Genomic DNA, 23,126 nt, shown 5'->3' with positions numbered 1-23,126 from the left:
CCATGGCTCTCGTCACGCGCGTGACGGATCTGATCGGCCGCACACCCCTGTTCGAGCTGGCCGTCACCGACACCGGCACCCGCCTGCTGCTCAAGCTCGAACAGTTCAACCCCACCGGCGCCGCCAAGATCAGAATGGCCCGGTCGATGGTCGACGACGCCGAGCGGCGTGGTTTGCTGCGCGATGGCGGGCATATCATCGAATCTACGTCCGGCAATACCGGGCTCGGCTTGGCGGTGGTCGCGGCCGAACGTGGCTATCGGTTCACCGCCGTGGTCGACAACCACGCCTGTAAGGACAAACTGCGCGCGATGAAGGCCATGGGCACCGACCTGGTGTTCGTCGCCGACGACGGTGACGACGAACTGGCCACCTCGGCACGGGAGGACCTCGCCGAGGCGATGGCCGCCGCCCGCGACGACGCCTTCTTCACCGAACAGCACAACAACGACGCCAACGCCGTCGGCTACTACGCGGTCGCTGAGGAATTGCTGGCCGACGTGGAGCGGGTCGACATCCTGCTGTCGGCGGTCGGCACCGGCGGGTCGCTGTTCGGCACCGCCACCCGCCTGCGCGAACTCGGCTGCGTGCCGAAGGTGATCGGGGTGGAGCCGGTCGGGTCCATCGCCTTCGGCGGCGAGGGCGGCCCGTACTGGCAATCGGGCACCGGCACCCCGCCGGGCGCGACCATCGGCACGGCGGTCGACTACAGCCTGCTCGACGAGGGGGTGAAGGTGAGCGATGTGGACGCCTTCGCCACCGCCCGCGCCGTCGCCAGGACACACGGGCTGTTGATCGGTGGTTCCGCGGGCGGTTCGGTGCACAATGCTCTGGCCCGGCTCGAGGAATTCCCGGCCGGTTCCACCGTCGTCACCATCGTGTGCGACGGTGGCGAGAAGTACTTGGACACCGTGTTCGACGACGACTGGATGAGCGCGCGCGAGTTGCTCGACCCGGCGGCCGAATGCGAGGTCACCACCCTGCTGCGCCGGTACTCGCCGCTGCGGCGCCACGACGAACTGATGGAGGTCAGGTGAGCGCGATCGCGCCACGCCGACAGTCCGACCACCGCACGCCGCCGCTGAGCAGGCGGGGTGACCAGCCGCGGAGCGGCGCACGCGCGCACCGCGGCGGGGTGCGTCGGTGAGCGAGACGCGAGCCGACAACCGCGCGCTGGCCAAGCTGGCGACGCCGATCGCGTTGACCCAACTGGCCCAGATCGCGGTGTCGACCACCAATCTCGTGCTGATGGGCACGCTCGGTGTCGCCCAGGTCGCGGCGGGTGGCTTGGCGTTGGTGCTGTTCAACCAGATCCGCACCATGTGTGTCGGCCTGATCACCGGCACCGGCAACCAGATCGCGGGCGCCCTCGGTGCGGCGGGCAAGCGTGGTGAGTCGGCCGACGACGAGGTGCGCGCGGTGGTGCGCGCGGCGTTCGTCATCGCCACCATCGCCGGTCTGCTCGGCGGAGCCGTGCTGATCGGTCTGGGCTGGGCGCTGTCGTGGCTCGGGCAGGACACGGCCGTGCTCGACCTGGCCCGACCGATGATGATCGCGCTGGCGCCCGGTCTGCTGCCGTGCCTGTGGTTCCAGGTGTTGCGTCAGTACACCGTCGGGATGCAGCGGCCGCAGGCGCTGCTGATGGTGACGCTGGGTTCGGTCGCGCTGAACCTGGTGCTCGCGCTCGCCTTCATCCACGGGTTGGCGGGTCTGCCCGCGTTCGGCCTGACCGGTGTCGGTATCGCCACCTCGCTGGTCTTCCTCATCACCTTCGGCGTGTTCTGGGCAATGGTGCGCCACGACGAACAGCTCGGCGCCACCTTGCCGCGCACCCCGTGGCCGGTGCGCTGGGCGACCGTGCGCGAGGAACTGCGCCTCGGCACCCCCATCGCCTTGACCTACGGTTCCGAAGCGGGCATGTTCTCCGTGCTCGCGCTGGTGATGGGCAGTTTCGGACCGGCCGCGCTGGCCGCCCACAATGTCGTCTACCAGATCATCTACATCGTGTTCCAGGTCGCGATCGGCCTTTCGCACGGTGCGTCGATCCTGGTCAGTCATGCCGTCGGACGCGACGAGTACAGCCACGCCAGGTCGCTCGCCTGGCTCGCGGTGCGTCATGCGGGCGTGCTCGCCCTCGTCACCGGCGCGGTCTACGTCCTCGCCCCCGACCTGGTGCTCGCGCCCTTCCTCGACACCTCCGACACCGCGACCGTCGACATCGCCCACACCCTGCTGCTCATCGGCATCGTGCTGCAGTTCTTCGACGCCGCCCAGAACATCGGTACGGGCTTGCTGCGCGGCCTGAAGGAGACCTCGGCGGGCTTCCGGCTCTCGCTCGTCGGCTACTGGGGCATCGGCATCCCCGCTGCCCTGCTGTTCGCGTTCCCCCTGCACCTCGGCGCGGCGGGTGTCTGGTGGGGCCTCACGGCGGGCCTGGCCACCACGGCCGCCCTGATGTTGCGCAAGTACTTCAGCCTGCTCGACCAGGCCGACGCGACTCCGCTCCCCCGCGTCCACGCGACCCAGGCAGGATGACCGGGCGGCGGTCCGACGACCGCCGCCCGCTCGTCGCACAGACCGTCAGATGTTGACGCCGTAATCGCGGGCGATCCCCGCGAGACCCGACGCGTATCCCTGCCCGATGGCCCGGAACTTCCACTCGTTATTGTGCCGGTACAGCTCACCGAAGACCATCGCGGTCTCGGTGGACGCGTCCTCGGACAGGTCGTAGCGGGCCAGCTCCACCCCGGTGTTGGCGTCGGTGACCCGGATGTAGGCATTGCGGATCTGACCGAAGGACTGCCCACGCGCCTGCGCGTCGTGGATCGACACGGGGAAGAAGATGTTCGTGATCGACGGCGGCGTGGCGGCCAAGTCGACGTTGATCACCTCGTCGTCACCGTCGCCCTCACCGGTCAGGTTGTCGCCGGTGTGCTCGATGGTGCCCTCGGGCGAACGCAGGTTGTTGTAGAAGACGAAATGCTGGTCCGAGAGCACCTTCAGGTTGGCCCCGGTCGCCAACGCACTGGCATCGAGATCGTGGTCGGCGCCGGTGGTGGTGCGCACATCCCAGCCGAGGCCGACCGCGACCTTGGTGAGGTTGTCGGTCTGCTTCGACAGCGAGACATTGCCGCCCTTGGCGAGTGAGACGCTCATGAAAACCCTTCTGTCCTGATCGTGTTCAGTGCTGCTGCTCGGCCCAGGCGCGCAAGGTCTCGACACGGCCCTCCAGGGCGCGCAGTTCGGTGTCGTCGAGCACCGTCCGCTGGATACCCCGGTCCACCGCGAAGGCCGACTGACGGTGGTCGTCGATCACATCGACGTCGATCCGCACCGCGGCGTAGTCCTCGGCGTCGGGCATCTGCTCGACGATCACACTCGCCCGGCCCCTGGCCGACAGCGCCACATTGCCGCCACCGAGAATCAACAACGCCACCTCGGGCCGCTCCCGCAACCGGGCCAGCGACCCGCGATTGGTGCGCAGGCTGATGAAGATCCGGCGGTCACCCGCACGGACCGGCCAGGACACGGGAATGGCGTGCGGACCGCTGTCGGTGGTGACGAAGACCGCGATGGTTTCCTGCGGCCACACCGGCAACACGTCGAGTTCGGGATGGTCCGTCAACGCGTCGTTTTCCACCGGATCGACTTCTGTAGCCATCTACCTCACCTCGACGATCGTCGGACAGCCCCGCCCGCTGCGGGCCACGAGCTCGCCACCGAGTCTAAAGCGCTGTGCCACTTGCCGCTAACGTCTCGGCAGCGATCATCGGGCATTCACCCGACCAAGATCGTTAGCCATCAGGTAACTGACACCCTCTTCGCTGGTGCGCCGGAACCGGTCTCGCGGCGTCACCTGTGGTCAGCGCGGCCAGTGGCCACGCCAGTCGTCGGCGGTGAGCGGTAACCGCTCCGTACGCGCCGTTTCTGCCGCGTCCTCGGCCGCACGGATGGCCGCGGCGAAGTCGAGAGTGGCCTTGCGCAGGCGCTCCTCGGCGGAATCCGGACCACCGAGGTCGACTGTGCGCAGGGTGGCGGGGACGAGGTCGTCCGGTAGGCCCGCGCGGGCGGCGCGGGATCGGATCTTCTCGGCCAGGGCGAGCGCTGGCTGGGCCATGGCGATGCCGTCGAGGCAGGAGCGCCTCGACTTCTCCTCGGATTTGCGTTCCTCCCAAGCCTTTTCCTGCGCCGCGATCTTCTCGGCCACGGAGATTCCGGGCGGTAGGTCGGCTTCGATCAGGTGGGGGCTGCGGTGGACGAGTTTGTCGACCAGCGCGGCGGCCACCTCGTCGACCGTGAATTCGCCTGCGGCCTCGGCGATCCGGGAGTGGAACAGCACCTGCAGCAGCAGGTCGCCCAGTTCCTCCTTGATGGTCTCGTAGTCGCCGGAGCCGATGGCGTCGAGCAGTTCGTAGGTCTCCTCGAGCAGGTAGGGGCGCAGTGAGTCGTGGGTCTGGGTGGTTTCCCAGCCGCCGAAGTGCCACAGCCGGTCCATCACCCGCACGGCCTCGGCCAGGCCCGCGGCGACCACGGCGGTGTCGGCCGCTTCCTGTGCCTCGCTCATACGCTCGCCTCGGTGGCCACCGAGAGATCGACCATGCCCTGCGGTTTGCCGTCGAGGACCAGCAGCAGGTCGGCGACGTATTGCAGCACCGCGACATCGCGCACCCGGTCGGCGCCGACGCTGTCGGTGACGCGCGGCAACGGCAGCTGCACGAGCCCGCTGGCCGCGCGGTACGTGGCACTGGGGTAGATCCGCTTGAGCCGCAACTGTTTCGAGTCGGGCAGGTTCAGCGGGGCGATCTTCAGGGTCGAACCGGTGACCACGATCTCGGATACGTCGTACTCGCGCGCCAGCAGCCGCAGCTTGGCCACCGACACCAACCTGCCGACCTCCACCGGCACCGGCCCGTACCGGTCGACGAGTTCCTCGACGACGGCGGCCAGCGCCGAATCGTCCTGTGCGGAGGCGAGTTTGCGGTACGCCTCGAGTCGCAGCCGGTCGCTGGCGATGTAGTCGGGCGGGATGTGCGCGTCCACCGGCAGGTCGATGCGCACCTCCTTGGTCTCCTCGGTGACGATCGGTTTGCCGTCGGCCGCCGCCCGGTAGGCCTCGACGGCCTCACCGACCAGGCGCACGTACAGGTCGAAACCGACACCGGCCACGTGACCGGACTGTTCGGCACCGAGCACATTGCCCGCGCCACGGATCTCGAGGTCTTTCATCGCCACCGCCATACCGGCGCCGAGATCGGAGTTCTGGGCGATGGTCGCCAACCGGTCGTAGGCGGTCTCGGTGAGCGGCTTCTCCGGCGGGTACAGGAAGTAGGCGTACCCGCGCTCGCGCGAACGGCCGACCCGGCCGCGCAACTGGTGCAGCTGCGACAGGCCGAGGGAGTCGGCGCGTTCCACGATCAGGGTGTTGGCGTTGGAGATGTCGAGACCGGTCTCGATGATCGTCGTACACACCAGCACGTCGTATTCGCGCTGCCAGAAGCCCTGCACGGTGCGTTCGAGCTGGTCCTCGTTCATCTGCCCGTGCGCGACGACCACCCGCGCCTCGGGCACCAGATCGCGAATCTTCTTGGCGGCCTTGTCGATCGAGGACACCCGATTGTGGACGTAGAACACCTGGCCGTCGCGCATCAGCTCGCGGCGGATGGCGGCGGTGACCTGCTTGTCGTTGTAGGCGCCCACGTAGGTGAGCACCGGGTGACGTTCCTCGGGCGGGGTGAGGATGGTCGACATCTCGCGGATGCCGGCCAGACTCATCTCCAGGGTGCGCGGGATCGGGGTGGCCGACATGGTGAGCACGTCGACGTGGGTGCGCAGCGCCTTGATGTGCTCCTTGTGTTCCACACCGAAGCGCTGTTCCTCGTCGACGATCACCAGGCCGAGGTCTTTCCAGCGCACGCCGGTCTGCAGCAGGCGGTGGGTGCCGACCACGATGTCGACCGACCCGTCGGCCATTCCGGCCATGATCTCCTTGGACTCGGCCGCGTCGGTGAAGCGCGACAGGCCCTTCACCGTCACCGGGAACCCCGCGACCCGCTCGGTGAAGGTCTGCAGGTGCTGCTGGGCCAGCAGGGTGGTCGGGACGAGGACCACCACCTGCTTGCCGTCCTGCACCGCCTTGAATGCCGCACGAACGGCGATCTCGGTCTTGCCGTAGCCGACGTCGCCGCAGACCACCCGGTCCATCGGGACCGGCTTCTCCATGTCGGCTTTCACGTCGGTGATGGCGGTCATCTGGTCGACGGTCTCGGTGAACGCGAAGGCGTCCTCCATTTCCTGCTGCCACGGGGTGTCCGGGCCGAAGGCGTGTCCCGGCGCGGCCTGACGGGCGGCGTAGAGCTGCACCAGCTCGCCCGCGATCTCGCGAACGGCCTTGCGCGCCTTACGTTTCGTGTTGGCCCAGTCCGAACCGCCGAGCTTGGACAGGCTCGGCAGCTCGCCACCGACATAGCGGGAGAGCTGGTCGAGCGACTCCATCGGCACGAACAACCGGTCGCCGGGCTGACCGCGCTTGCTCGGCGCGTACTCGATCACCAGGTATTCGCGGCGGGCACCGCCGACGGTGCGCTCGATCATCTCGACGAACCGGCCGATGCCGTGCTGGTCGTGCACGACCATGTCACCGGCCGACAGCGCGAGCGGGTCGACCTGGTTGCGACGCTTGGCGGGCAGCCGTTTGCCCTCGGTCGGGGCGGTGACCCGGTTGCCGGTGAGGTCGGACTCGGCGACGACGACCAGGCCCGCGTCGTCGAAGATCACGCCGTCGTGCAGCGAACCGCACAGCACACCGACCACACCCGGCTCCGGCACCGCACCGGGCGGCAGCAGCGCGGCGGGCACCTCGGCCTCACCGAGGCGCTCCAGCACGCGCTGGGCGGTGCCGTGCCCGGTGACAACGACGACGGCGCGCCCACCGGTCGCCACGTGCGCGCGCAGCGAGGCGAAGATGGTCGCGACCAGTTCCTCCGACCCGCGTGCGGTCGGCCCCGCGAGCACCGGCAGGTTCACCTCGACCGGGTCGCCGGAGCTGAGTGGGCTCAGCGTCCACCAGGGCAGGCCGAGTTCGTCCGCGCTGCCGCGCAGTTCGGGCAGCGAACGGTAGCCGGAGGCGGCCAGGTCGAGGCCGTGCGCGCCCAGCGGGGCATCGCTGCCGAAGGAAGCCGCCGTCCAGGATGCCTCGAGGAATTCCTCGCCGGTGCGCACCAGGTCGGCCGCGCGGGTGCGGATCTTCTCCGGGTCGCACAGCACCAGGTGGGTGCCCTCGGGCAGGGACTCGGTGAGCAGGCTGAGCTGGCCGGGGGCCAGGACGGGAAGCAGCGCCTCCATGCCGTCGACGGGGATGCCCTCGGCGATCTTGTCGAGCATCTCGACCAGCGCGGCGTCGGCGGCATTGTCGACCGCCACCGCGGCGGCACGTTCCCGTACCGGCTCGGTGAGCAGCAGCTCCCGGCACGGCTGGGCCACCACCACCTCGACGCCGAGATCGTCGATGGAGCGCTGATCGGCCACCGAGAACGGGCGGAGTTCGGTGACCTCGTCACCCCAGAACTCCACGCGCACAGGATGATCCGCCGTCGGCGGGAACAGGTCGAGGATGCCGCCGCGCACCGCGAACTCGCCACGCTTGCCGACCATGTCGACGCGGGTGTAGGCGAACTCGACCAGCCGCGCGAGCAGGGCCTCGAAATCGTGGTCCTCACCGACCCGCAACACGATGGGGTCGATATCGCCGAGGCCCGCCGTCATCGGCTGCATCAGCGACCGGACCGTGGTGACCACCACGCGCAGCGGTTCCGGGTAGACGGGATCATCGGGGTTGGCCAGCCTGCGCAGCACCTCCATCCTGCGTCCGACCGTGTCGGCGCCCGGCGAGAGGCGTTCGTGCGGCAGCGTCTCCCAGGACGGGAACATCGCCACCGAGGCGCCGAGCATCTCGGCCAGCTCGACGGTCAGGTCGTCGGCCTCACGGCCGGTCGCCGTGACGACGACCAGCGGCCGCTGGGCGGCCACGGTGCTCGCGACGAACGCCCGTACCGCCGAGGGGGCCACCAGCTCCACCCCGGACTTGCCCACCAGATCGGCCACCGTCCGCAGCGCGGCATCACCCCCAGCCGCCTCGACCAGACCGGCGAGCGGGGGACGAAGGGAGGACATGAACGCTCCTGAATGCGCAGACGGGATGGTCGAGGAGGACGTAACGAAGTCTAGTCACCGGCTCCGACATCTCCCGAGCTGGGCGAGACACCGCCGCCTCGGCGTAGGGTCGCAGGCGTGAGTCTGGCTCAACGTGAACGGCACGCCCTTGTCCAGTCGGCGCTCGCGGCGGGCGCCGACGCACCGACGCTGTGCGGCACCTGGACGGTCTACGACCTCGCCGCCCACCTGGTGGTGCGCGAACGCAGGCCCGACGCCGCGCTCGGCATCCTGCTGAAGCCCCTGTCCGGCTATCTCGACAAGCAGCAGGCCAAGATCCGGCAGCGCCCGTTCCCGGTGCTCGCCGAGCAGATCCGCACCGGACCACCGCTGTGGTCGCCGCTGCGCCCGGTCGACGCGATCGCGAACCTGACCGAGATGTTCATCCATCACGAGGACATCCGCCGTGGCGAACCCGGTTGGGAACCAAGGCAATTGGCCGAGGCCGACGAGGCGCGGCTGTGGCGGGCACTGCGCGCGGTCGCCCGGGCGAACTATCGCAAGTCACCGGCGCCGCTGGTTCTGGCCACCCCGGCGGGCGAGCGGATCACCGCGCACGCGGGCACCGGCGACGCGGTGGTGCTCACCGGGCAGCCGTCGGAACTGCTGCTGCACGCCTTCGGCCGCGACGAGGTGCGGATCGCGGCGAGTGGCGCCGACGCGGACGTGCGGGCCGTGCTCGCCACCGACCGCAGCGTCTAGACCACGTAGCGGCGCAACCTGCGCGCCGCGAACTCCCGGAAATACGACAGCTTCTCGGGCGGAACGATCGAGGGCAACAGGAAGTACCAGGCCCGTTCCATCCGGGTGGCCATCTGGTCCATCGCCTCGGTGCCGACCGCGACGATGTGCACACCGGCGGTGAGCTCCTGCAACAGCAGCCCGACCACCTCGGCGTCGAGATCGGCGAGCAGGTCGCCCTGGGAGATCGCGCGCTCCGACAGCACCCGGTACGTCTCGCCCCAGGTCTTGGCGATGTTGTCGCCCTGGGCGCCGCGATAGTCACCGATCTGATGGGTGAGCTTGAGCATCGCACCGACCATCGGATCGTTCATCGACAGGTCGGCAACCACGTAGGTGATGCCGATACACGCCTCGAGCGCGGGCACCCGGGAATCGAAGAAGCCCTGACACGACCCGATGAGCCGTTCGTTGCCCTGATCGACCACCGCCCGCGCCAGCTCCTCCTTGGAGCCGAAGTGAAAGTACAAGGCACCCTTGGTCACATTGGACTGCGCGATGATTTCGCTGAGGCTCGCGTTGGCGTAGCCCAAACGGAGAAAGACATCGGCAGCGCCAGCAAGGACGGAGTCGCGGGTGATCTCCGCGCGCGCTTGCCTAGCCATCAGATCCGCCTGTCATCCAATAATCCAGCCATCCTGAAGTAGACCGACATCCCGAAGTTGATCGACATACCGCCCGGCAGCACCCAAAAGGATGGGTGAACCGTACCACCAGACCCTTCGGGGGCACCCGAATCCTGGATTCGCTTCCGGCACGGGCGCTATCGACCGGTTACCCCGGCTTGGGTCCCGCGATGTTCGTATTCCATTCGGAGCTGAGACCCGGTTCGGCTTCCAAGTGGCTCAAACCGTTCCAGCACAGATTCACCAGATGCGCGGCGACCACTTCCTTCGGTGGGTCACGCTCGTCGAGCCACCAGGTGGCCGCTGTCGAGACCATGCCGACGAGCGCCTGGGCGTAGAGCGGGGCGAGACTGGTGTCCAGATCGCGGCGACCGAAGTCGCCCGCGAGGATGTGCGCCACCTGGTTGACGGCCTCGTTGAGCAGGCTCGAGTACCGGCCGTCGGCATTCGGGGCGGGTTGGTCACGCACCAGGATGCGGAAGCCGTCGGTGCGTTCCTCGATGTAGGTGAGCAGCGCGAGCGCCACCTGCTCGAGCCGCAACCGCGAACGGTTCTGGGTGAGCGAGGAGGTGACCATGTCGAGCAACATCGACATCTCGCGGTCGACCACCACCGCGTAGAGCCCTTCCTTACCCCCGAAATGCTCGTAGACCACCGGCTTGGACACCTGCGCCCGCTGCGCGATCTCCTCGATCGACGTGGCGTCGTACCCCCGTTCGGCGAACAACGCGCGACCGATCTCGATCAACTGCTGACGCCGCTGCGTCCCCGTCATCCTCGGTCTGGCAACACGCCCCGGTTCACTAGAAGACAACTTCCCTGCCTCTCCACCACCTACCGGACCCACCACCCCCAACTGTCTCAGACCACACGACGCCACCACATCCCCACCCTGCCGACGACTGATCTCGCGAGCACATGGGCAACTCGTCGGGTACCGGCTGACCAGGCCACTTCCGCACGCTTGCCGCGTTCCCAACTCTCCACGCACCTGAGTCCGGCCAAATTCGCGGAGTGGCGGACAAGCCAAAATTCGCGGAGAGGCGGGCCGCTATGCGAGGATCATGGCCGTGCCGTAGCACAGTGGTGGGCTCTGGCAGCCCACTGGTGTGGCGATCCGCCGTAGTGTAATGGCAGCACCTCTGATTTTGGTTCAGATAGTTCAGGTTCGAGTCCTGGCGGCGGAGCACACACGGGCACAGTGACGTATCGTCGGCCCGCACCCCATCACCGACCGACCGAACCCGCCACAGCACACTCGCTGATCGGCAGCCGAGGGAGATCCATGCCACCGCAGACCGCCGTCGTCGTTCTCGCAGCAGGGGCTGGGACGCGAATGCGGTCGAAGACCCCGAAGGTGCTGCATCCGCTCGCGGGACGCTCGATGCTCTCGCACGCGCTGCACGCCGCGGCGGAGATCGACCCCACGCATCTGATCACCGTCGTCGGGCACGATCGCGACAAGGTGGGGGCCGCCGTCGCCGAGGTCGGCAAGGAACTCGGACGCGAAATCGTCTGCGCGGTACAGGAACAGCAGCTCGGCACCGGCCACGCCGTGCAGTGCGCGCTCGAGGCCGTGCCCGCCGATTTCACCGGTGATCTGCTGGTGACCTCCGCCGATGTGCCGCTGCTCGACGGGCACACCCTCGGCGCCCTGCTCGACGAGCACCGCAGCTACGCCGAACGACCGGCGGTCACCGTGCTCACCTTCGTCCCCGACGACCCGAACGGTTACGGCCGGATCGTGCGCGACGACGACGGTCAGGTCGCCGAGATCGTGGAGCACGCCGACGCGACCCCGGCCCAGGCCAAGATCAAAGAGGTCAATTCCGGCGTCTACGCCTTCGACGCCGCCGTGCTTCGCACCATGATCGGGCGGCTGTCCACGGCCAATGCCCAGCACGAGCTCTACCTCACCGACGTGCTGCGGCTGGCCCGCGAGGCCGGGCACCCGGTGCACGGCGCCCGGCTGGTCGACTCGAACAAGGTCACCGGGGTGAACGACCGGGTGCAGCTGTCGCAGGCCGGTGCCACGCTCAACCGGTACATCCTGGAACGGCACATGCGCGCGGGCGTCACCGTCATCGATCCGGCCACCACCTGGGTCGACGCGAGCGTGCGGATCGGGCGCGACGCGGTGCTCCGCCCCGGCACCCAGCTGTTCGGCGAGACCCACATCGGGGAGGACGCCGAGATCGGCCCCGACACCACGCTCACCGATGTGATCGTCGGCGCGGGTGCCAAGGTGGTGCGCACCCACGGCGAGCAGGCCGAAATCGGCGACGGCGCGAACGTCGGCCCGTTCAGTTACCTGCGTCCCGGCACGGTGCTCGGCGAGGAAGGCAAGCTCGGCGCGTTCGTCGAGACCAAGAACGCGACGGTCGGCGCGCACTCCAAGGTGCCGCACCTGACCTACGTCGGTGACGCGACGATCGGCGAGTACAGCAACATCGGCGCGTCCAGCGTTTTCGTGAACTACGACGGGGTGAACAAGCACCACACCGTGGTCGGTTCCCATGTGCGCACCGGCAGCGACACCATGTTCATCGCTCCGGTCACCGTGGGTGACGGCGCCTATACGGGTGCGGGTACTGTACTGCGCAGGAGCGTTCCACCGGGGGCACTTGCCGTGTCGGGTGGACCACAGCGCACCATTGAGAACTGGGTGCAGCGTTACCGTCCAGGAACCGCTGCGGCACGCGCGGCGGCGGAAGCCATCGCAGCAGACGAGACGTCGAACAAGGCAATCGAGCAAAAGGATGGCAACCAGCAGTGACCGCGTTCTCGATCGACAATCAGAAGAACTTGATGCTCTTCGCAGGCCGGTCCCATCCTGAGCTTGCCGAGCAGGTCGCCAAGGAACTCGATGTCGACATCACCCCGCAGACCGCGCGCGAGTTCGCCAACGGCGAGATCTTCGTCCGGTTCGAGGAGTCGGTGCGCGGCTCCGACGCCTTCGTGCTGCAGAGCTTCCCGGCGCCGCTGAACCAGTGGCTGATGGAACAGCTCATCATGATCGACGCGCTCAAGCGCGGTTCGGCCAAGCGCATCACCGCCGTGCTGCCGTTCTACCCGTACGCGCGCCAGGACAAGAAGCACCGCGGCCGCGAGCCCATCTCCGCCCGCCTCGTCGCCGACCTGCTCAAGACGGCAGGCGCCGACCGCATCATCACCGTCGACCTGCACACCGATCAGATCCAGGGCTTCTTCGACGGCCCGGTCGATCACATGCACGCGTTGGTGCAGCTCTCGGAGTACATCCGCACCAACTACCCGTCGGACAACCTGGCCGTGGTCTCCCCCGACGCCGGTCGCGTGAAGGTCGCCGAGAAGTGGGCCGACGCCCTCGGCGGCACGCCGCTGTCGTTCATCCACAAGACTCGCGACCCGCTGGTCCCCAACCAGGTGAAGTCCAACCGCGTCGTCGGTGACGTCGAAGGCCGCACCTGCGTGCTGATCGACGACATGATCGACACCGGTGGCACCATCGCGGGCGCGGTGAAGGTGCTCAAGGAAGCGGGCGCGGGCGATGTCATCATCGCGGCCACCCACGGTGTGCTCAGCGACCCGGCCGCCGAGCGGCTGGCCTCCTGCGGTGCCAAGGAAGTGGTCATCACGAACACGCTCCCGATCAGCGAGGAGAAGAAGTTCCCGACGCTGACGGTGCTGTCGATCGCGCCGCTGCTGGCTCGCACGATCCGCGAGGTCTTCGAAAACGGCTCCGTCACCGGCTTGTTCAACGGCAACGCTTGAGCTGTTCCGCCTCCCCGCGTCTTTTGGCCAGATTCAGGCGCGGGGTTGAGTCGGGGACGCGGCAAGCTTCGTGAGGTGGGTGGGTCAGCTCGTACCCGGTGAGTTACCCATGTGCTCACGAAATCAGTTGTCGATGTCCGAGGTCGGGTTCTTGTTGGGTGATACTGGAGACGGTAGCCCCGCGATAGCCCGATCTGGGAGGTCTCGATGAGTGCATCGCAGGAATCCGAATCCGGGGGCGGCGAGTATCGGCCTCGGCATGCCAAGCCGGAGCGGCCCGAGGTGTCGTATTCGCTGTCCGATGAGCCGGTCGAGCCGTCCCACGGGGCGCACGAGGCCAGGTATCCGGGTCGGCCCGAGGTCTCCTACGGCGGGTTGCCGGTCGGGGACACCGACGCCGAGGCCGAGGCGCCCGAGGGTAAAACCTGGTCGACGGTGGCGTTCGTGTTCGCCGTGATCGCCCTGCTGTTCTTCCCGATCATCTTCGGCGTGCTCGGGATAGCGGCTGGGCTGTACGGGAACAAGAAAGGTGAGCCGCTCGGTAACTGGTCGGCCGTGGCGGCGCTGTTCGCGTTGCTCGCGGGGCTGGCGATCCGGGTGTTCTTCTTCGACGCCGACATCATCCCGTCACAGAACTGAGAACCGCACGCACGATGAACGCTTTCACCGGTTTCCCCCTGGCCGGTCTCGATTTCTACGAGGATCTCGAGGCCGACAACTCCAAGGCCTTCTGGACGGCGCACAAGCAGACCTACGACGACGCGGTGCGGGCGCCGATGGTCGCGCTGACCGCCGAACTGACGGCGGAGTTCGGCGAGGCCAGGGTTTTCCGGCCCTACCGTGACGTGCGATTCTCCGCCGACAAGACCCCGTACAAGACTCATCAGGGCGCAGTCGTGCATCTCGCGCCGGGAGTCGGCTGGTACGTGCAGATCAGCGCGGCCGGACTGTCCGTCGGCGGCGGCTGCTTCCGGCCCGAACCGAGCGCCCTGGCCGCCCTGCGCGCCACCATCGACAACGACGTGCGCGGCCGCGAGCTCGAACACATCCTGGCCACGATCACGGCCGCGGGTTACGTCCTCGGCGGCGAACAGCTCAAGACCAGACCCAAGGGCTATCCCGCCGACCATCCGCGTCTCGCGCTGCTGCGCCACAAGTCGCTGATCGTCCGCCGCGAGCACGGCGCACCCGACTGGCTGGAGACCCCCGCCGCTGTGACCGAGGTCCGGCGCGCCTGGAACGAACTGCGCCCACTCGTCGAATGGCTGGCCGCGGTCCTCGAAGGCGTCGACTGATCCGCACTGGCGTGGCGTCCTGGCACCGGTCGGCGCACCGGCCGATACTGGCCTCATGAGCCGTGAACCGCTGGACATGGACATGGGCGATGACGATCAGGCCGACGACATCATCGAATACGAACGCAATGTCGAGGACCCGCCCGCCGACTACGTCATCCGCAATCGCGAAGCCGACGACGACGGCTTCCTCGGCATCGACGAGGAACTGTCCGAGGAGTGGACCGAGGGCGGCGCCCGCCGCGAGGAAGGGGAAGAGGACGAGCGCCCCGCCGAGGAGGCCGCCGTCCGCGCCTTCGACGAGGACTCCCTCGACAACGCCGACCTCGACGGAGACGAGAACCTGATCAGCGGCGAGGGTCTCGCCGACGAACTCGACCTCTAGGCGACGTCCCGACCCGGCAAACGACTCGGTCGACACCTGCGGCCGACTCGAATCGCCCGTGTAACCCGGGCGCTCGGAGCTCCCGCCCGCCTGCGGCAGGGGCGACAGCTCGTCGCTCGGGTCAGCGGCGTTCGGCCAGCACGAGGGTGAAGCGGTCGTCGGCGTCGGTCCAGGTGTGGGTGGGGGTGAAACCGGCCGTGTCGAGTTCGGCAGCCAAGCCTTCAGGGCGGAACTTGGCCGAGATCTCGGTGCGCATCTCCTCGCCCTCGGCGAAGTCGACGGTGAGACCGAGATCGGTGACCGTGGCGGTCGTGGCCTCGGTGGCGCGCAGGCGCATCTCGATCCACTCGTTCGCCGGATCCCAGAGCGCGACATGCTCGAACTTGTCCGGCTCGAAATCGGCGGACAGGCGCTGGTTGAGGACGTGCAGGACATTGCGGTTGAACTCGGCGGTGACCCCCGCGGCGTCGTCGTAGGCGGGGACGACGATCTCGGGGTCGACCACCAGGCCCGCGCCGAGCAACAGCAGCTCACCGGGTTCGAGAACCTCATGGATGCCCGTCAGGAACTCGGCACGCTCGGCAGGCACCAGGTTACCGATGGTTCCGCCGAGGAAGGCGATCATGCGCCGCCCGCCCCTCGGCAGGTTGTGCAGGGTGTCGGTGAAATCGCTGACCACGCCGTGCACCGAAAGACCCGGGTACTCGGCGGCGAGTTCGGTCGCCGCACCACGCAGCGCTGATGCGGACACATCCTGCGGCACATACGTTTTCAGGGTCCCGACGGCGGTGAGCGCATCCAGGAGCAGTCGGGTCTTGGCCGCCGACCCCGCACCCAGCTCCACCAGCACGTCGGCGCGGGCCGCGGCCGCGATCTCACCGACCACCTCGCGCAGCAGCGCCCGCTCGGTGCGGGTCGGGTAGTACTCGGGCAGCGCGGTGATCGCCTCGAACAATTCGCTGCCGCGCGCGTCGTAGAACCACTTGGGCGGCAGCGACTTCGGGTCGGCGGTGAGCCCGGCGCGAGCGTCGGAACGCAGGGCCTCGGTGAGATCGGCGTCGGTGAGGTGGATGTCCAGCAGCGGCGCGGTCATGAACGGACCCTTTCGGAGGCGGGGAATTCCAGAGCGGTGATGGTGCAGTGGCCGGGCGAGGCGGTCACCAGCTGACGATCGGCGATCGGTCGCCACCGTGGATCGGCGTCGTACGGTTCGGAGGAGAGCACGGCGTAGTCGTCGGTGACCAGCACCGACAGGGCATGCCAGCAGGTGGTCGCCCAGAGCTCGGAACCGTTGCCCAGCAACAGGTTCAAGCGCGCGGTTGGCTGATGACGCAGCACCGAGTTCACCAGCAGTCGCAGCGCTTCACCTGCGGAAGTGACCGGGCCGTCAGGGTCGATCACGGCCAGCAGTTCGCGTAGTACGACCCACAACGCGGCCGCGTCGGTGAGAGCTTCGGCCCGCAGGAACACCGAGGCCGACGCGAACCGGTCGGCCTCGGCCGGACCGGGTGCCGGTGGTCGATGCGCTGCGTCGATCGCCGGGTCCGGCACGGCGGACTCGGCCGCCCGGTCGGTCGCACCGTTCCCATACGCCGCCGCGTCGACCGCAGCGTTCGGCGAGGCGAACTCGGGCGCCCGGTCGGTCACACCGTTCCCGTATGCCGCCGGGCGACGCGCGGACGCGTTCAGGATTGGCGCGAGGTCGGCGAGGACGGCGGGGAGGGTGGTTCGCCAGTCCGGCACGACACCGTTGTGACTGAATGCCCAGTGGTCGTCGGTGAAGGGAGCGCACGCGGAGCGTTCGATCGGCATGCCGACGGTCGCCGAGCGGACGGCGGCGAGCACGGCGCGCGACTCCAGCTGGCCGAGCACCTCGGCGACGGCCGGGTCCGTCCAGATGGGGGCGGGGTTGCGGTAGCGGGTCACCGCGTCACGGACGTCGGCCACACCCACCTCCGCGCGACGCCACCAGGCGACGCCGAAACCGTCGGCGTTGATGGTGCCGCCAGCGCGCATGTCCAGCGGTGCCCACGACTGGGCGTAGAGCGAATGCGTTCCGCGCAAGACCAATTCGCCGACCGCGACCGGCGGGCCGACGTAGCCGAGGTGTCTGCACATCAGCGTTCGTCCTCGCGCAGGTCACGGGCCAGCCGGAATCCGGCGAAGATCTGCCTGCGGATCGGGTGGTCCCAGTTGCGGAAGGTGCCGCGACAGGCCACCTCGTCGGTGCCGAACGAGCCGCCGCGCAGGATCCGGTAGTCACCACCGAAGAAGACCTCCGAGTACTCCCGGTAGGGGAACGCGCGGAACCCCGGATAGGCCTCGAAACCGGAGGAACACCACTCCCAGACGTCACCGATCAACTGATGCACCCCCGTTGCCGACGCACCGGCCGGATACGCGCCGACCTCCGCCGGTTCCAGGTGCCGCTGACCGAGATTGGCGGTGCGCTCGCTCGGCTCGTCCGCACCCCAGGGGTAGCGCCGCGACGAACCGGTGGCCGGATCGAACCGTGCCGCCTTCTCCCATTCCGCCTCGGTCGGCAGGCGTTTTCCCGCCCACCGCGCGAACGCCTCGGCTTCGAACCAGCACACGTGCACGACCGGCTGACGTGGCCGCAGCGCGCCGCGCACCCCGAAAACCCGTCGACTCCACTGGTTCCCCTCGCGCTCCCAGAACTGCGGCGCGACGAGCCCCGCCTCCTGCCGGTGCGCCCAACCACGCTCCGACCACAGCTCGCGCCGCTCGTACCCGCCGTCATCGATGAAGGCCAGGTACTGCTCGTTGGTCACCGGGGCGACGTCGATGGCGAAGCCCTCGACATACACCGGATGCGCCGGACGTTCGTTGTCCAGCGCCCACGGGTCGGCGGAGGTACCCATCGTGAATTCGCCCGCGGGAACGATCACCTCACCGCCGACCGGCACCGGCGCGGACGGCGCGGGTGGCGCCGACAGCACCGGCCCGCCGAGGCGCAACTGGTGGGTGGCGAGCATGGTCTCATCGTGCTGCTGTTCGTGCTGGGCGATCATGCCGAACGCGAAACCATTGTCCACCAGGGGGTTTCCGAGTAAAGGGCTCGATTCGAGAACATCGAACACCTTCTCTCGGACGGTGCCGACGTAGCCACGCGCCTGCGCCGGGTTCAGCAGCGGCAGGGCGGGGCGGTTCGCCCTCGCGTGTTTGAACGCGTCGTACAGTTCGTCGATATCGCCGCGCACCGGTTCGCGACCGCCGACATCACGGACCAGCCAGAGCTCCTCCTGGTTGCCGATATGCGCGAGATCCCAGACCAGCGGCGACATCAGCGGGGAATGCTGTGCGACGAGGTCGGCTTCGTCGACACTGTCGGTGAGCAGTGCGGTACGACGGCGAGCCCGGGCGAGCACCTCGGCGATCTTCGCCCGGGTGCGTTCACGGTCGGCATGGTCGGCGGGTGCGGAAAGAGTCACGAGTGGATCTCCGAAGAATGCTGGGTGGCAGGGGTGTTCGAACAACGGCCGGGGTGCGCGCGGCGGCGATTCATCGCGGGCCGTCCGTGCCGTTCAGCTTGTCCACCGGGCTGCGGGCCTGGCGACATCGCTGTGCCGCATCGGCCAATTCCTGTGCCGCGGCGGGTGTTCGGGCATGGTCGGCCGCGAGCTCGAGCACCTCCACCGCGACCCGGCGCACCTGCGGGTCGAGCAATCCGCAGCGCGCCGCTGTCGCCCACTCCCCCGCGACCGGCGCGGCGAGGGCCGTCGCCTCGGCGACCACCTCGGGTGTGGAGAGCAGTGCGTCGAAGAGGTGGATCGGGGTCGTCCAGGACTCGCCGGGCTGAGTGTCGAGGTAGCGCACCTCGAGGTGGCCCGACGCGCGGACCGGCGGAAACAGGGTGGTGAGGTGATAGTCGAGGTCGGCGCGGGTCGGTCGGCGGCCGACCTCGTCGTCGAGCGCGCCCGAGAGCCAGTCGGCGAAGGTCGCACCGGGCGGCGGCGACCAGTCGGCCTCCGGCTCGGTGCAGCGCACGCACAGCAGCGGCACGTCGAGGGCCCAGCGGGCGTAGGAGGTGATCGGCTCGGCCCAGTCCGACACCGGCGGCCTGGTGCGGGCCGGATCGAGCCGCAACCAGGTGCGCATCCGCTGGGAAGCCCAATCGCCGCAGGGAATTCCGTGCAAGGTGGGTGAGCAGGCGAAAGCCGCGATGAGCGCGGGACCGAGGACGTAGAGCGCCGTCCAGCGGGCACGCACCTGCGCGGCGTCGGCGCCCGCGTCGACGCTGACCTGGGTGGCGGCGGTATTGCACATCATCAGCGCACCGAACGGGCCGATTCCGGCGAACGCCCGCTCCATCGCCGCGTAACGGGGCAGCCGGAGCAGCCGCTCGGCCGGGCGGTGCGCGTCGGCGGCCGCGGCGGTGACGGTGATGTCGCTGGTGGCGAGCAGCTCCCGCAAACGGGCCGCATCTGCGCGCAACTGTCGCGTGAGCTCCATGGGATCGGCGAAGGGCGCGCTGGAGAGTTCGATCTGACCACCGGGTTCGATGGTCACGGCGCTGCCACCGGGCAGGGGAAAGGCGGGTGAGGCAGGCGCGAGGGAGGTGGGAGCGTGGGGCCCGAGGGCCGAGGTCAGCTGGTGGAGGGTGGGGCGGGCGCCGGTCGGGCCCGCGGTGAGCCATTCGAGTTCGGCACCGATCAGAGTGGGTGGACCGAGCTTGAAACAGACCCCGCCCACGTAGGCCTCGGCCGCTGCCCGGGAGGACAGTCCGCCCTGGTCGCAGGCGGAATCGGGCCAAGAGGAACGTTCCAGGGTGACCGCCATGCCAACCTCCACGTGGTGAGCGCCGCCGGGGCTCGGCGCATGTCGTTGTCTCCAGGGTAGCGAGGGTCACCGACAGAAAAAGTGACCAGAAGCCGAACATCGATCGGCGCTAGGGTCGTCGCCATGCTTGATCTCGCCGCAATCACCGCCGCCACGCCGGGCCTCGCCGACGGCAAAATCTTCCTCGACAGCGCGGGCTCGTCCCTGCCGCCACGCGTCGTCACCGACACCGTGATCGCCCATCTGCGCCGCGAAGCCGACATCGGTGGCTACCGTGCGGCAAATGAACGGCTCGACGACCTCGCCGCCGTGAAGACCTCCATCGCCACCCTGATCGGCGCCACCCCGGACACCATCGCGCTCAACGACAGTGCCACCAGGTCATGGGCGGATTTCGCCTACTCGGTGCCGCTGCGCCCCGGTGACCGAGTGCTCATCTCCGGCGCCGATTACGCGAGCAACGCCATCGGCGCGCTGCAACGTGCCGCCGCGACCGGAGCGGTCGTCGAGCGCATTCCCAGCGACGACACCGGCCGCCTCGACACCACCGCACTGGCGAACATGCTCGACAAGCGCGTCCGGCTGGTCTCGCTGCAGCACGCGCCGACCAACGGTGGGCTGGTGAATCCGGTCGCCGAAGCCGCTCGCATCGCCAAACAGGCCGGGGCGCTCGTTCTGCTCGACGCCTGCCAATCGATCGGCCAGTTGTCGATCGATGTCGTCGAACTGGGCGTCGACGCCCTGTCGGCCACCGGGCGCAAATGGTTGCGCGGTCCACGCGGCACCGGATTCCTGTACGTGCGTGACGAACTGGCGCACACGATGGAACCCGCCCGACTCGACCTGCACAGCGCCACCTGGACCGGCCCCACCGACTACCGCCTCGCCGACGGAGCCCAGCGCTTCGAATTCTGGGAATGCGATGTGGCCGCCCGCCTCGGCCTCGGCGCCGCCGTGGACTACCTGCTCGAGCTCGGGCCCGCCGAGGCCTACGCGGCGGTGGCCGAGGGCGCGCAGTACCTGCGCACCGCGATGGCCGAGCTGCCGGGGGTCACCGTGCGTGATCTCGGCACCGAACACAGCGGCATCGTCTCGTTCACCGTCGACGGCCACGATCCGGACCAGCTGCGCGACCGGCTCGCCGAACACGCGATCACCGTGACCGTCAGCCGTGCCACCTCGTCGCTGCTCGACATGAGCGAGCGTGGCATCCCCGCCATCCTGCGCGCCTCACCGCACTACTTCGTCAGCCGCTCCGATCTCGACCGCTTCGTCGCCACCCTGGCGACCCTGACATCGCGCTGACCGGGCGCCGACGCCGTCGGCTCGCGGCCTCGGGCAAACAATTACCCCGGTGTGGACAGAGCTGTCGGAGACAACGGCTATCGTGTTCACACAGGGGTACCCGGGGGCAATTGGGATCGACACCGAAATCACGGGGCGGGATCTGTTGGGAGCACGGCCGTAACCGATCGTTGGCGTAAAGGGAGTCCGACGTTGAGCAGGTTCACCGACGAAATGTTTGCCACAGCGCTGTCCAGCCCGCGTGGGCTGGTCACCGGAGAACCCGAGGAACCGCTTCGGCAGACCTGGGGGGAGATCCATCGCCAGGCGCGGCGGATGGCGGGCGGTCTCGCGGCCGCCGGAATCGGGCACGGCGATGCCGTCGGCGTGCTCGCCGGGCTGCCGGTCGACATCGCCCCTGTGTGCCAAGGGATCTGGATGCGTGGCGCCTCGATCACCATGCTGCACCAGCCGACCCCACGCACCGACCTCGCGGTCTGGGTACGCGACACCGAGACGGTGCTGAACATGATCGAGGCGAAAGCCGTTGTGCTCGGCGAGCCGTTCGCCGCCGCCGAACCGGTGCTGCGGGAACGCGGGATCGCGGTGGTGAAGGTGGCCGAACTGGTCGAGGGCGCCGACACCGACCCGGTGCCGACCACCGAGACCGATATCGCCCTGCAGCAGTTGACCTCCGGGTCGACGGGCTCACCCAAGGCCGTGCGCATCACCCACGGCAACTTCTACGTCAACGCCTACGCGATGTTCAATCGCGTCAAGTTCCAGACCGACGACGACGTGATGATCAGCTGGCTGCCGCTGTTCCACGACATGGGCATGGTCGGCTTCCTCAGCGTGCCCATGCAGTTCGGCGCCGAAGTGGTGTGCGTGACCCCGCTCGACTTCCTCGCCCGACCACTGCTGTGGGCCGAACTCATCGACAAGTACCGCGGAACCGTGACCGCCGCACCGAATTTCGCGTACTCACTGCTGGCCCGCAGGCTGCGCCAAGCCGAACCGGGCAGCATGGACTTGTCCAGCGTGCGGTACATGTGGAACGGTGCCGAACCAGTCGACCCCGACACGATGACCACGCTGGCCGAGGCCGGAAAACAGTTCGGGCTCAACCCGTCCGCCCTCACCCCCGTCTACGGCATGGCCGAAACCACCCTCGCCGTGTCGATTCCCGACCCCGGCCACGGCATGGTGCTCGACATCGTCGACGCCGATCTGCTCGAGGCCGTCGGCAAGGCGGTGCCGGTCGCCGAGGACGGCCATCACGGCACGCCACGCCGCCTGCCCACCCTCGGCCACCTGGTCGACGATCTCGAGGGCCGCGTGGTCGACGACGAACGTCAGACGCTGCCGGTGCGCACGGTTGGCGTCATCGAATTGCGTGGGCCCGCTGTCACTTCGGGGTACGTGACCGTCGACGGGTTCCGGCCCGCGCAGGATGCCGACGGGTGGCTCGACACCGGCGACATCGGCTACTTCACCGACGACGGTCTCATCGTGGTGTGCGGGCGGATGAAGGACGTCATCATCATGGGTGGGCGCAACATCTACCCGACCGATATCGAGCGGGCCGCGTTGCGGGTGGCGGGAGTTCGGCCGGGGAACGCGGTGGCGGTGCGGTTGGACGCGGGCGATAAGCGGGAGAGTTTCGCTGTGGTGGTCGAATCCAATGATCACCAGGTGCCGGATGAGGTGAAGCGGATCGAACGGGAGATTGTGCACGAGGTGTTCGCTGAGGTGGGGGTGCGGCCTCGGACTGTTGCCATTCTCGGGCCTGGGGCGTTGCCCAAGACTTCTTCGGGGAAGCTTCGGCGGACGGCTACGGCGGTTCATTTGCGTTGAGGGGTGGGGGTTGACGGGGCTCGAGGGGGGATCTGACGGGTTGTTTGGTGTGCGGAACACGCTCGGGTTTTGCACCAGCACGGTGCACGGAACACGCTCGAGGTTTTGTGCACCACCACAGTGCACGGAAGACGCTTGAGGTTTTGTGCACCACAAAGGTATTGGACTGTGTTTGTT

Annotated in this window: 20 protein-coding genes and 1 tRNA gene; 11 read left to right on the top strand and 10 right to left on the bottom strand. The window is 68.5% G+C overall.

Annotated elements, in window-relative coordinates; all coding sequences use genetic code 11:
* Positions 1 to 2 precede the first annotated feature (2 nt).
* Both NC7_RS06390 and NC7_RS06385 read left to right on the top strand, forming a co-directional pair.
* Positions 3 to 1,037: a PLP-dependent cysteine synthase family protein gene (locus NC7_RS06390; protein WP_067980430.1), complete on the top strand. Its 1,035-nt coding sequence runs from the start codon at positions 3 to 5 to the stop codon at positions 1,035 to 1,037.
* A gap of 106 nt (positions 1,038 to 1,143) precedes the next feature.
* Positions 1,144 to 2,535: an MATE family efflux transporter gene (locus tag NC7_RS06385; RefSeq protein ID WP_067980208.1), complete on the top strand. Its 1,392-nt coding sequence runs from the start codon at positions 1,144 to 1,146 to the stop codon at positions 2,533 to 2,535.
* Between the two features lie 45 nt (positions 2,536 to 2,580).
* On the opposite strand, the gene NC7_RS06380 is transcribed toward NC7_RS06385, so the two are convergent.
* From NC7_RS06380 to mfd, 4 genes are all read right to left on the bottom strand, one after another.
* Positions 2,581 to 3,156: a TerD family protein gene (locus NC7_RS06380; RefSeq protein WP_067485544.1), complete on the bottom strand. Its 576-nt coding sequence runs from the start codon at positions 3,154 to 3,156 to the stop codon at positions 2,581 to 2,583.
* Between the two features lie 25 nt (positions 3,157 to 3,181).
* Positions 3,182 to 3,661 carry a pyridoxamine 5'-phosphate oxidase family protein gene (locus tag NC7_RS06375; protein ID WP_067980205.1) on the bottom strand — a complete coding sequence of 160 codons (480 nt, stop codon included), beginning with the start codon at positions 3,659 to 3,661 and terminating at the stop codon, positions 3,182 to 3,184.
* Positions 3,662 to 3,862: 201 nt separating this feature from the next.
* Complete coding sequence (locus NC7_RS06370; RefSeq protein ID WP_067980202.1) at positions 3,863 to 4,564, bottom strand: nucleoside triphosphate pyrophosphohydrolase; 702 nt, start codon at positions 4,562 to 4,564, stop codon at positions 3,863 to 3,865.
* Positions 4,561 to 8,169, bottom strand: a complete 3,609-nt coding sequence (mfd, locus tag NC7_RS06365; RefSeq protein ID WP_067980199.1) for a transcription-repair coupling factor — start codon at positions 8,167 to 8,169, stop codon at positions 4,561 to 4,563. Before mfd ends, NC7_RS06370 begins: the two co-directional genes overlap by 4 nt.
* Before the next feature lie 117 nt (positions 8,170 to 8,286).
* On the opposite strand from mfd, the gene NC7_RS06360 reads away from it, so the two are divergent.
* Positions 8,287 to 8,910, top strand: a complete 624-nt coding sequence (locus tag NC7_RS06360) for a TIGR03085 family metal-binding protein (RefSeq protein WP_067980197.1) — start codon at positions 8,287 to 8,289, stop codon at positions 8,908 to 8,910.
* Here NC7_RS06360 and NC7_RS06355 read toward each other — a convergent pair.
* Positions 8,907 to 9,554 (bottom strand): TetR family transcriptional regulator, encoded by a 648-nt coding sequence (locus tag NC7_RS06355; RefSeq protein WP_067980194.1) that lies wholly within the window; start codon positions 9,552 to 9,554, stop codon positions 8,907 to 8,909. The two genes, NC7_RS06360 and NC7_RS06355, sit on opposite strands and share 4 nt — an antisense overlap.
* Before the next feature lie 169 nt (positions 9,555 to 9,723).
* Positions 9,724 to 10,350 carry a TetR/AcrR family transcriptional regulator gene (locus NC7_RS06350; RefSeq protein ID WP_067980192.1) on the bottom strand — a complete coding sequence of 209 codons (627 nt, stop codon included), beginning with the start codon at positions 10,348 to 10,350 and terminating at the stop codon, positions 9,724 to 9,726.
* A 341-nt stretch (positions 10,351 to 10,691) separates the two neighbouring features.
* On the opposite strand from NC7_RS06350, the gene NC7_RS06345 reads away from it, so the two are divergent.
* The 6 genes from NC7_RS06345 to NC7_RS06320 all read left to right on the top strand — a co-directional run bounded on the left by NC7_RS06345 (position 10,692) and on the right by NC7_RS06320 (position 15,008).
* Positions 10,692 to 10,762, top strand: a tRNA-Gln gene (locus NC7_RS06345).
* Positions 10,763 to 10,860: 98 nt separating this feature from the next.
* Positions 10,861 to 12,351, top strand: coding sequence for a bifunctional UDP-N-acetylglucosamine diphosphorylase/glucosamine-1-phosphate N-acetyltransferase GlmU (glmU, locus tag NC7_RS06340; RefSeq protein WP_067980188.1), 1,491 nt, complete (start codon positions 10,861 to 10,863; stop codon positions 12,349 to 12,351).
* On the top strand, positions 12,348 to 13,328 hold the full coding sequence (locus NC7_RS06335; RefSeq protein WP_067980186.1) for a ribose-phosphate diphosphokinase: 981 nt from the start codon (positions 12,348 to 12,350) through the stop codon (positions 13,326 to 13,328). Before glmU ends, NC7_RS06335 begins: the two co-directional genes overlap by 4 nt.
* A gap of 207 nt (positions 13,329 to 13,535) precedes the next feature.
* The gene (locus tag NC7_RS29790; protein WP_201449837.1) at positions 13,536 to 13,967 is read left to right on the top strand and encodes a hypothetical protein; all 432 of its coding nucleotides are present in this window, start codon (positions 13,536 to 13,538) and stop codon (positions 13,965 to 13,967) included.
* Between the two features lie 14 nt (positions 13,968 to 13,981).
* On the top strand, positions 13,982 to 14,623 hold the full coding sequence (locus NC7_RS06325) for a DUF2461 domain-containing protein (protein WP_067980183.1): 642 nt from the start codon (positions 13,982 to 13,984) through the stop codon (positions 14,621 to 14,623).
* 55 nt (positions 14,624 to 14,678) lie between these two features.
* Positions 14,679 to 15,008 carry a hypothetical protein gene (locus NC7_RS06320; RefSeq protein WP_174550199.1) on the top strand — a complete coding sequence of 110 codons (330 nt, stop codon included), beginning with the start codon at positions 14,679 to 14,681 and terminating at the stop codon, positions 15,006 to 15,008.
* Between the two features lie 121 nt (positions 15,009 to 15,129).
* Here NC7_RS06320 and egtD read toward each other — a convergent pair whose 3' ends face one another.
* From egtD to egtA, 4 genes are all read right to left on the bottom strand, one after another.
* On the bottom strand, positions 15,130 to 16,101 hold the full coding sequence (gene egtD / locus NC7_RS06315) for an L-histidine N(alpha)-methyltransferase (protein ID WP_067980180.1): 972 nt from the start codon (positions 16,099 to 16,101) through the stop codon (positions 15,130 to 15,132).
* Entirely contained in the window at positions 16,098 to 17,126 is a 1,029-nt protein-coding gene (locus tag NC7_RS30025) for a class II glutamine amidotransferase (RefSeq protein WP_067980177.1), read from the bottom strand. Before NC7_RS30025 ends, egtD begins: the two co-directional genes overlap by 4 nt.
* Positions 17,126 to 18,460, bottom strand: coding sequence for an ergothioneine biosynthesis protein EgtB (gene egtB, locus NC7_RS06305; protein WP_067980174.1), 1,335 nt, complete (start codon positions 18,458 to 18,460; stop codon positions 17,126 to 17,128). Before egtB ends, NC7_RS30025 begins: the two co-directional genes overlap by 1 nt.
* Positions 18,461 to 18,530: 70 nt before the next feature.
* On the bottom strand, positions 18,531 to 19,808 hold the full coding sequence (gene egtA / locus NC7_RS06300; protein WP_067980171.1) for an ergothioneine biosynthesis glutamate--cysteine ligase EgtA: 1,278 nt from the start codon (positions 19,806 to 19,808) through the stop codon (positions 18,531 to 18,533).
* Between the two features lie 123 nt (positions 19,809 to 19,931).
* Between egtA and NC7_RS06295 the strand changes: the two genes are divergently transcribed.
* Positions 19,932 to 21,113: an aminotransferase class V-fold PLP-dependent enzyme gene (locus tag NC7_RS06295; RefSeq protein WP_067980168.1), complete on the top strand. Its 1,182-nt coding sequence runs from the start codon at positions 19,932 to 19,934 to the stop codon at positions 21,111 to 21,113.
* Positions 21,114 to 21,305: 192 nt separating this feature from the next.
* Positions 21,306 to 22,949 carry a fatty acyl-AMP ligase gene (locus NC7_RS06290; RefSeq protein ID WP_067980165.1) on the top strand — a complete coding sequence of 548 codons (1,644 nt, stop codon included), beginning with the start codon at positions 21,306 to 21,308 and terminating at the stop codon, positions 22,947 to 22,949.
* The last annotated feature ends 177 nt before the right edge of the window (positions 22,950 to 23,126 follow it).

Source organism: Nocardia caishijiensis NBRC 108228 (assembly GCF_001612825.1).
Lineage (GTDB): Bacteria > Actinomycetota > Actinomycetes > Mycobacteriales > Mycobacteriaceae > Nocardia > Nocardia caishijiensis.
The sequence above is the reverse complement of the archived record's forward strand: the minus strand, read 5'-3'. Positions and strand labels throughout refer to the sequence as shown.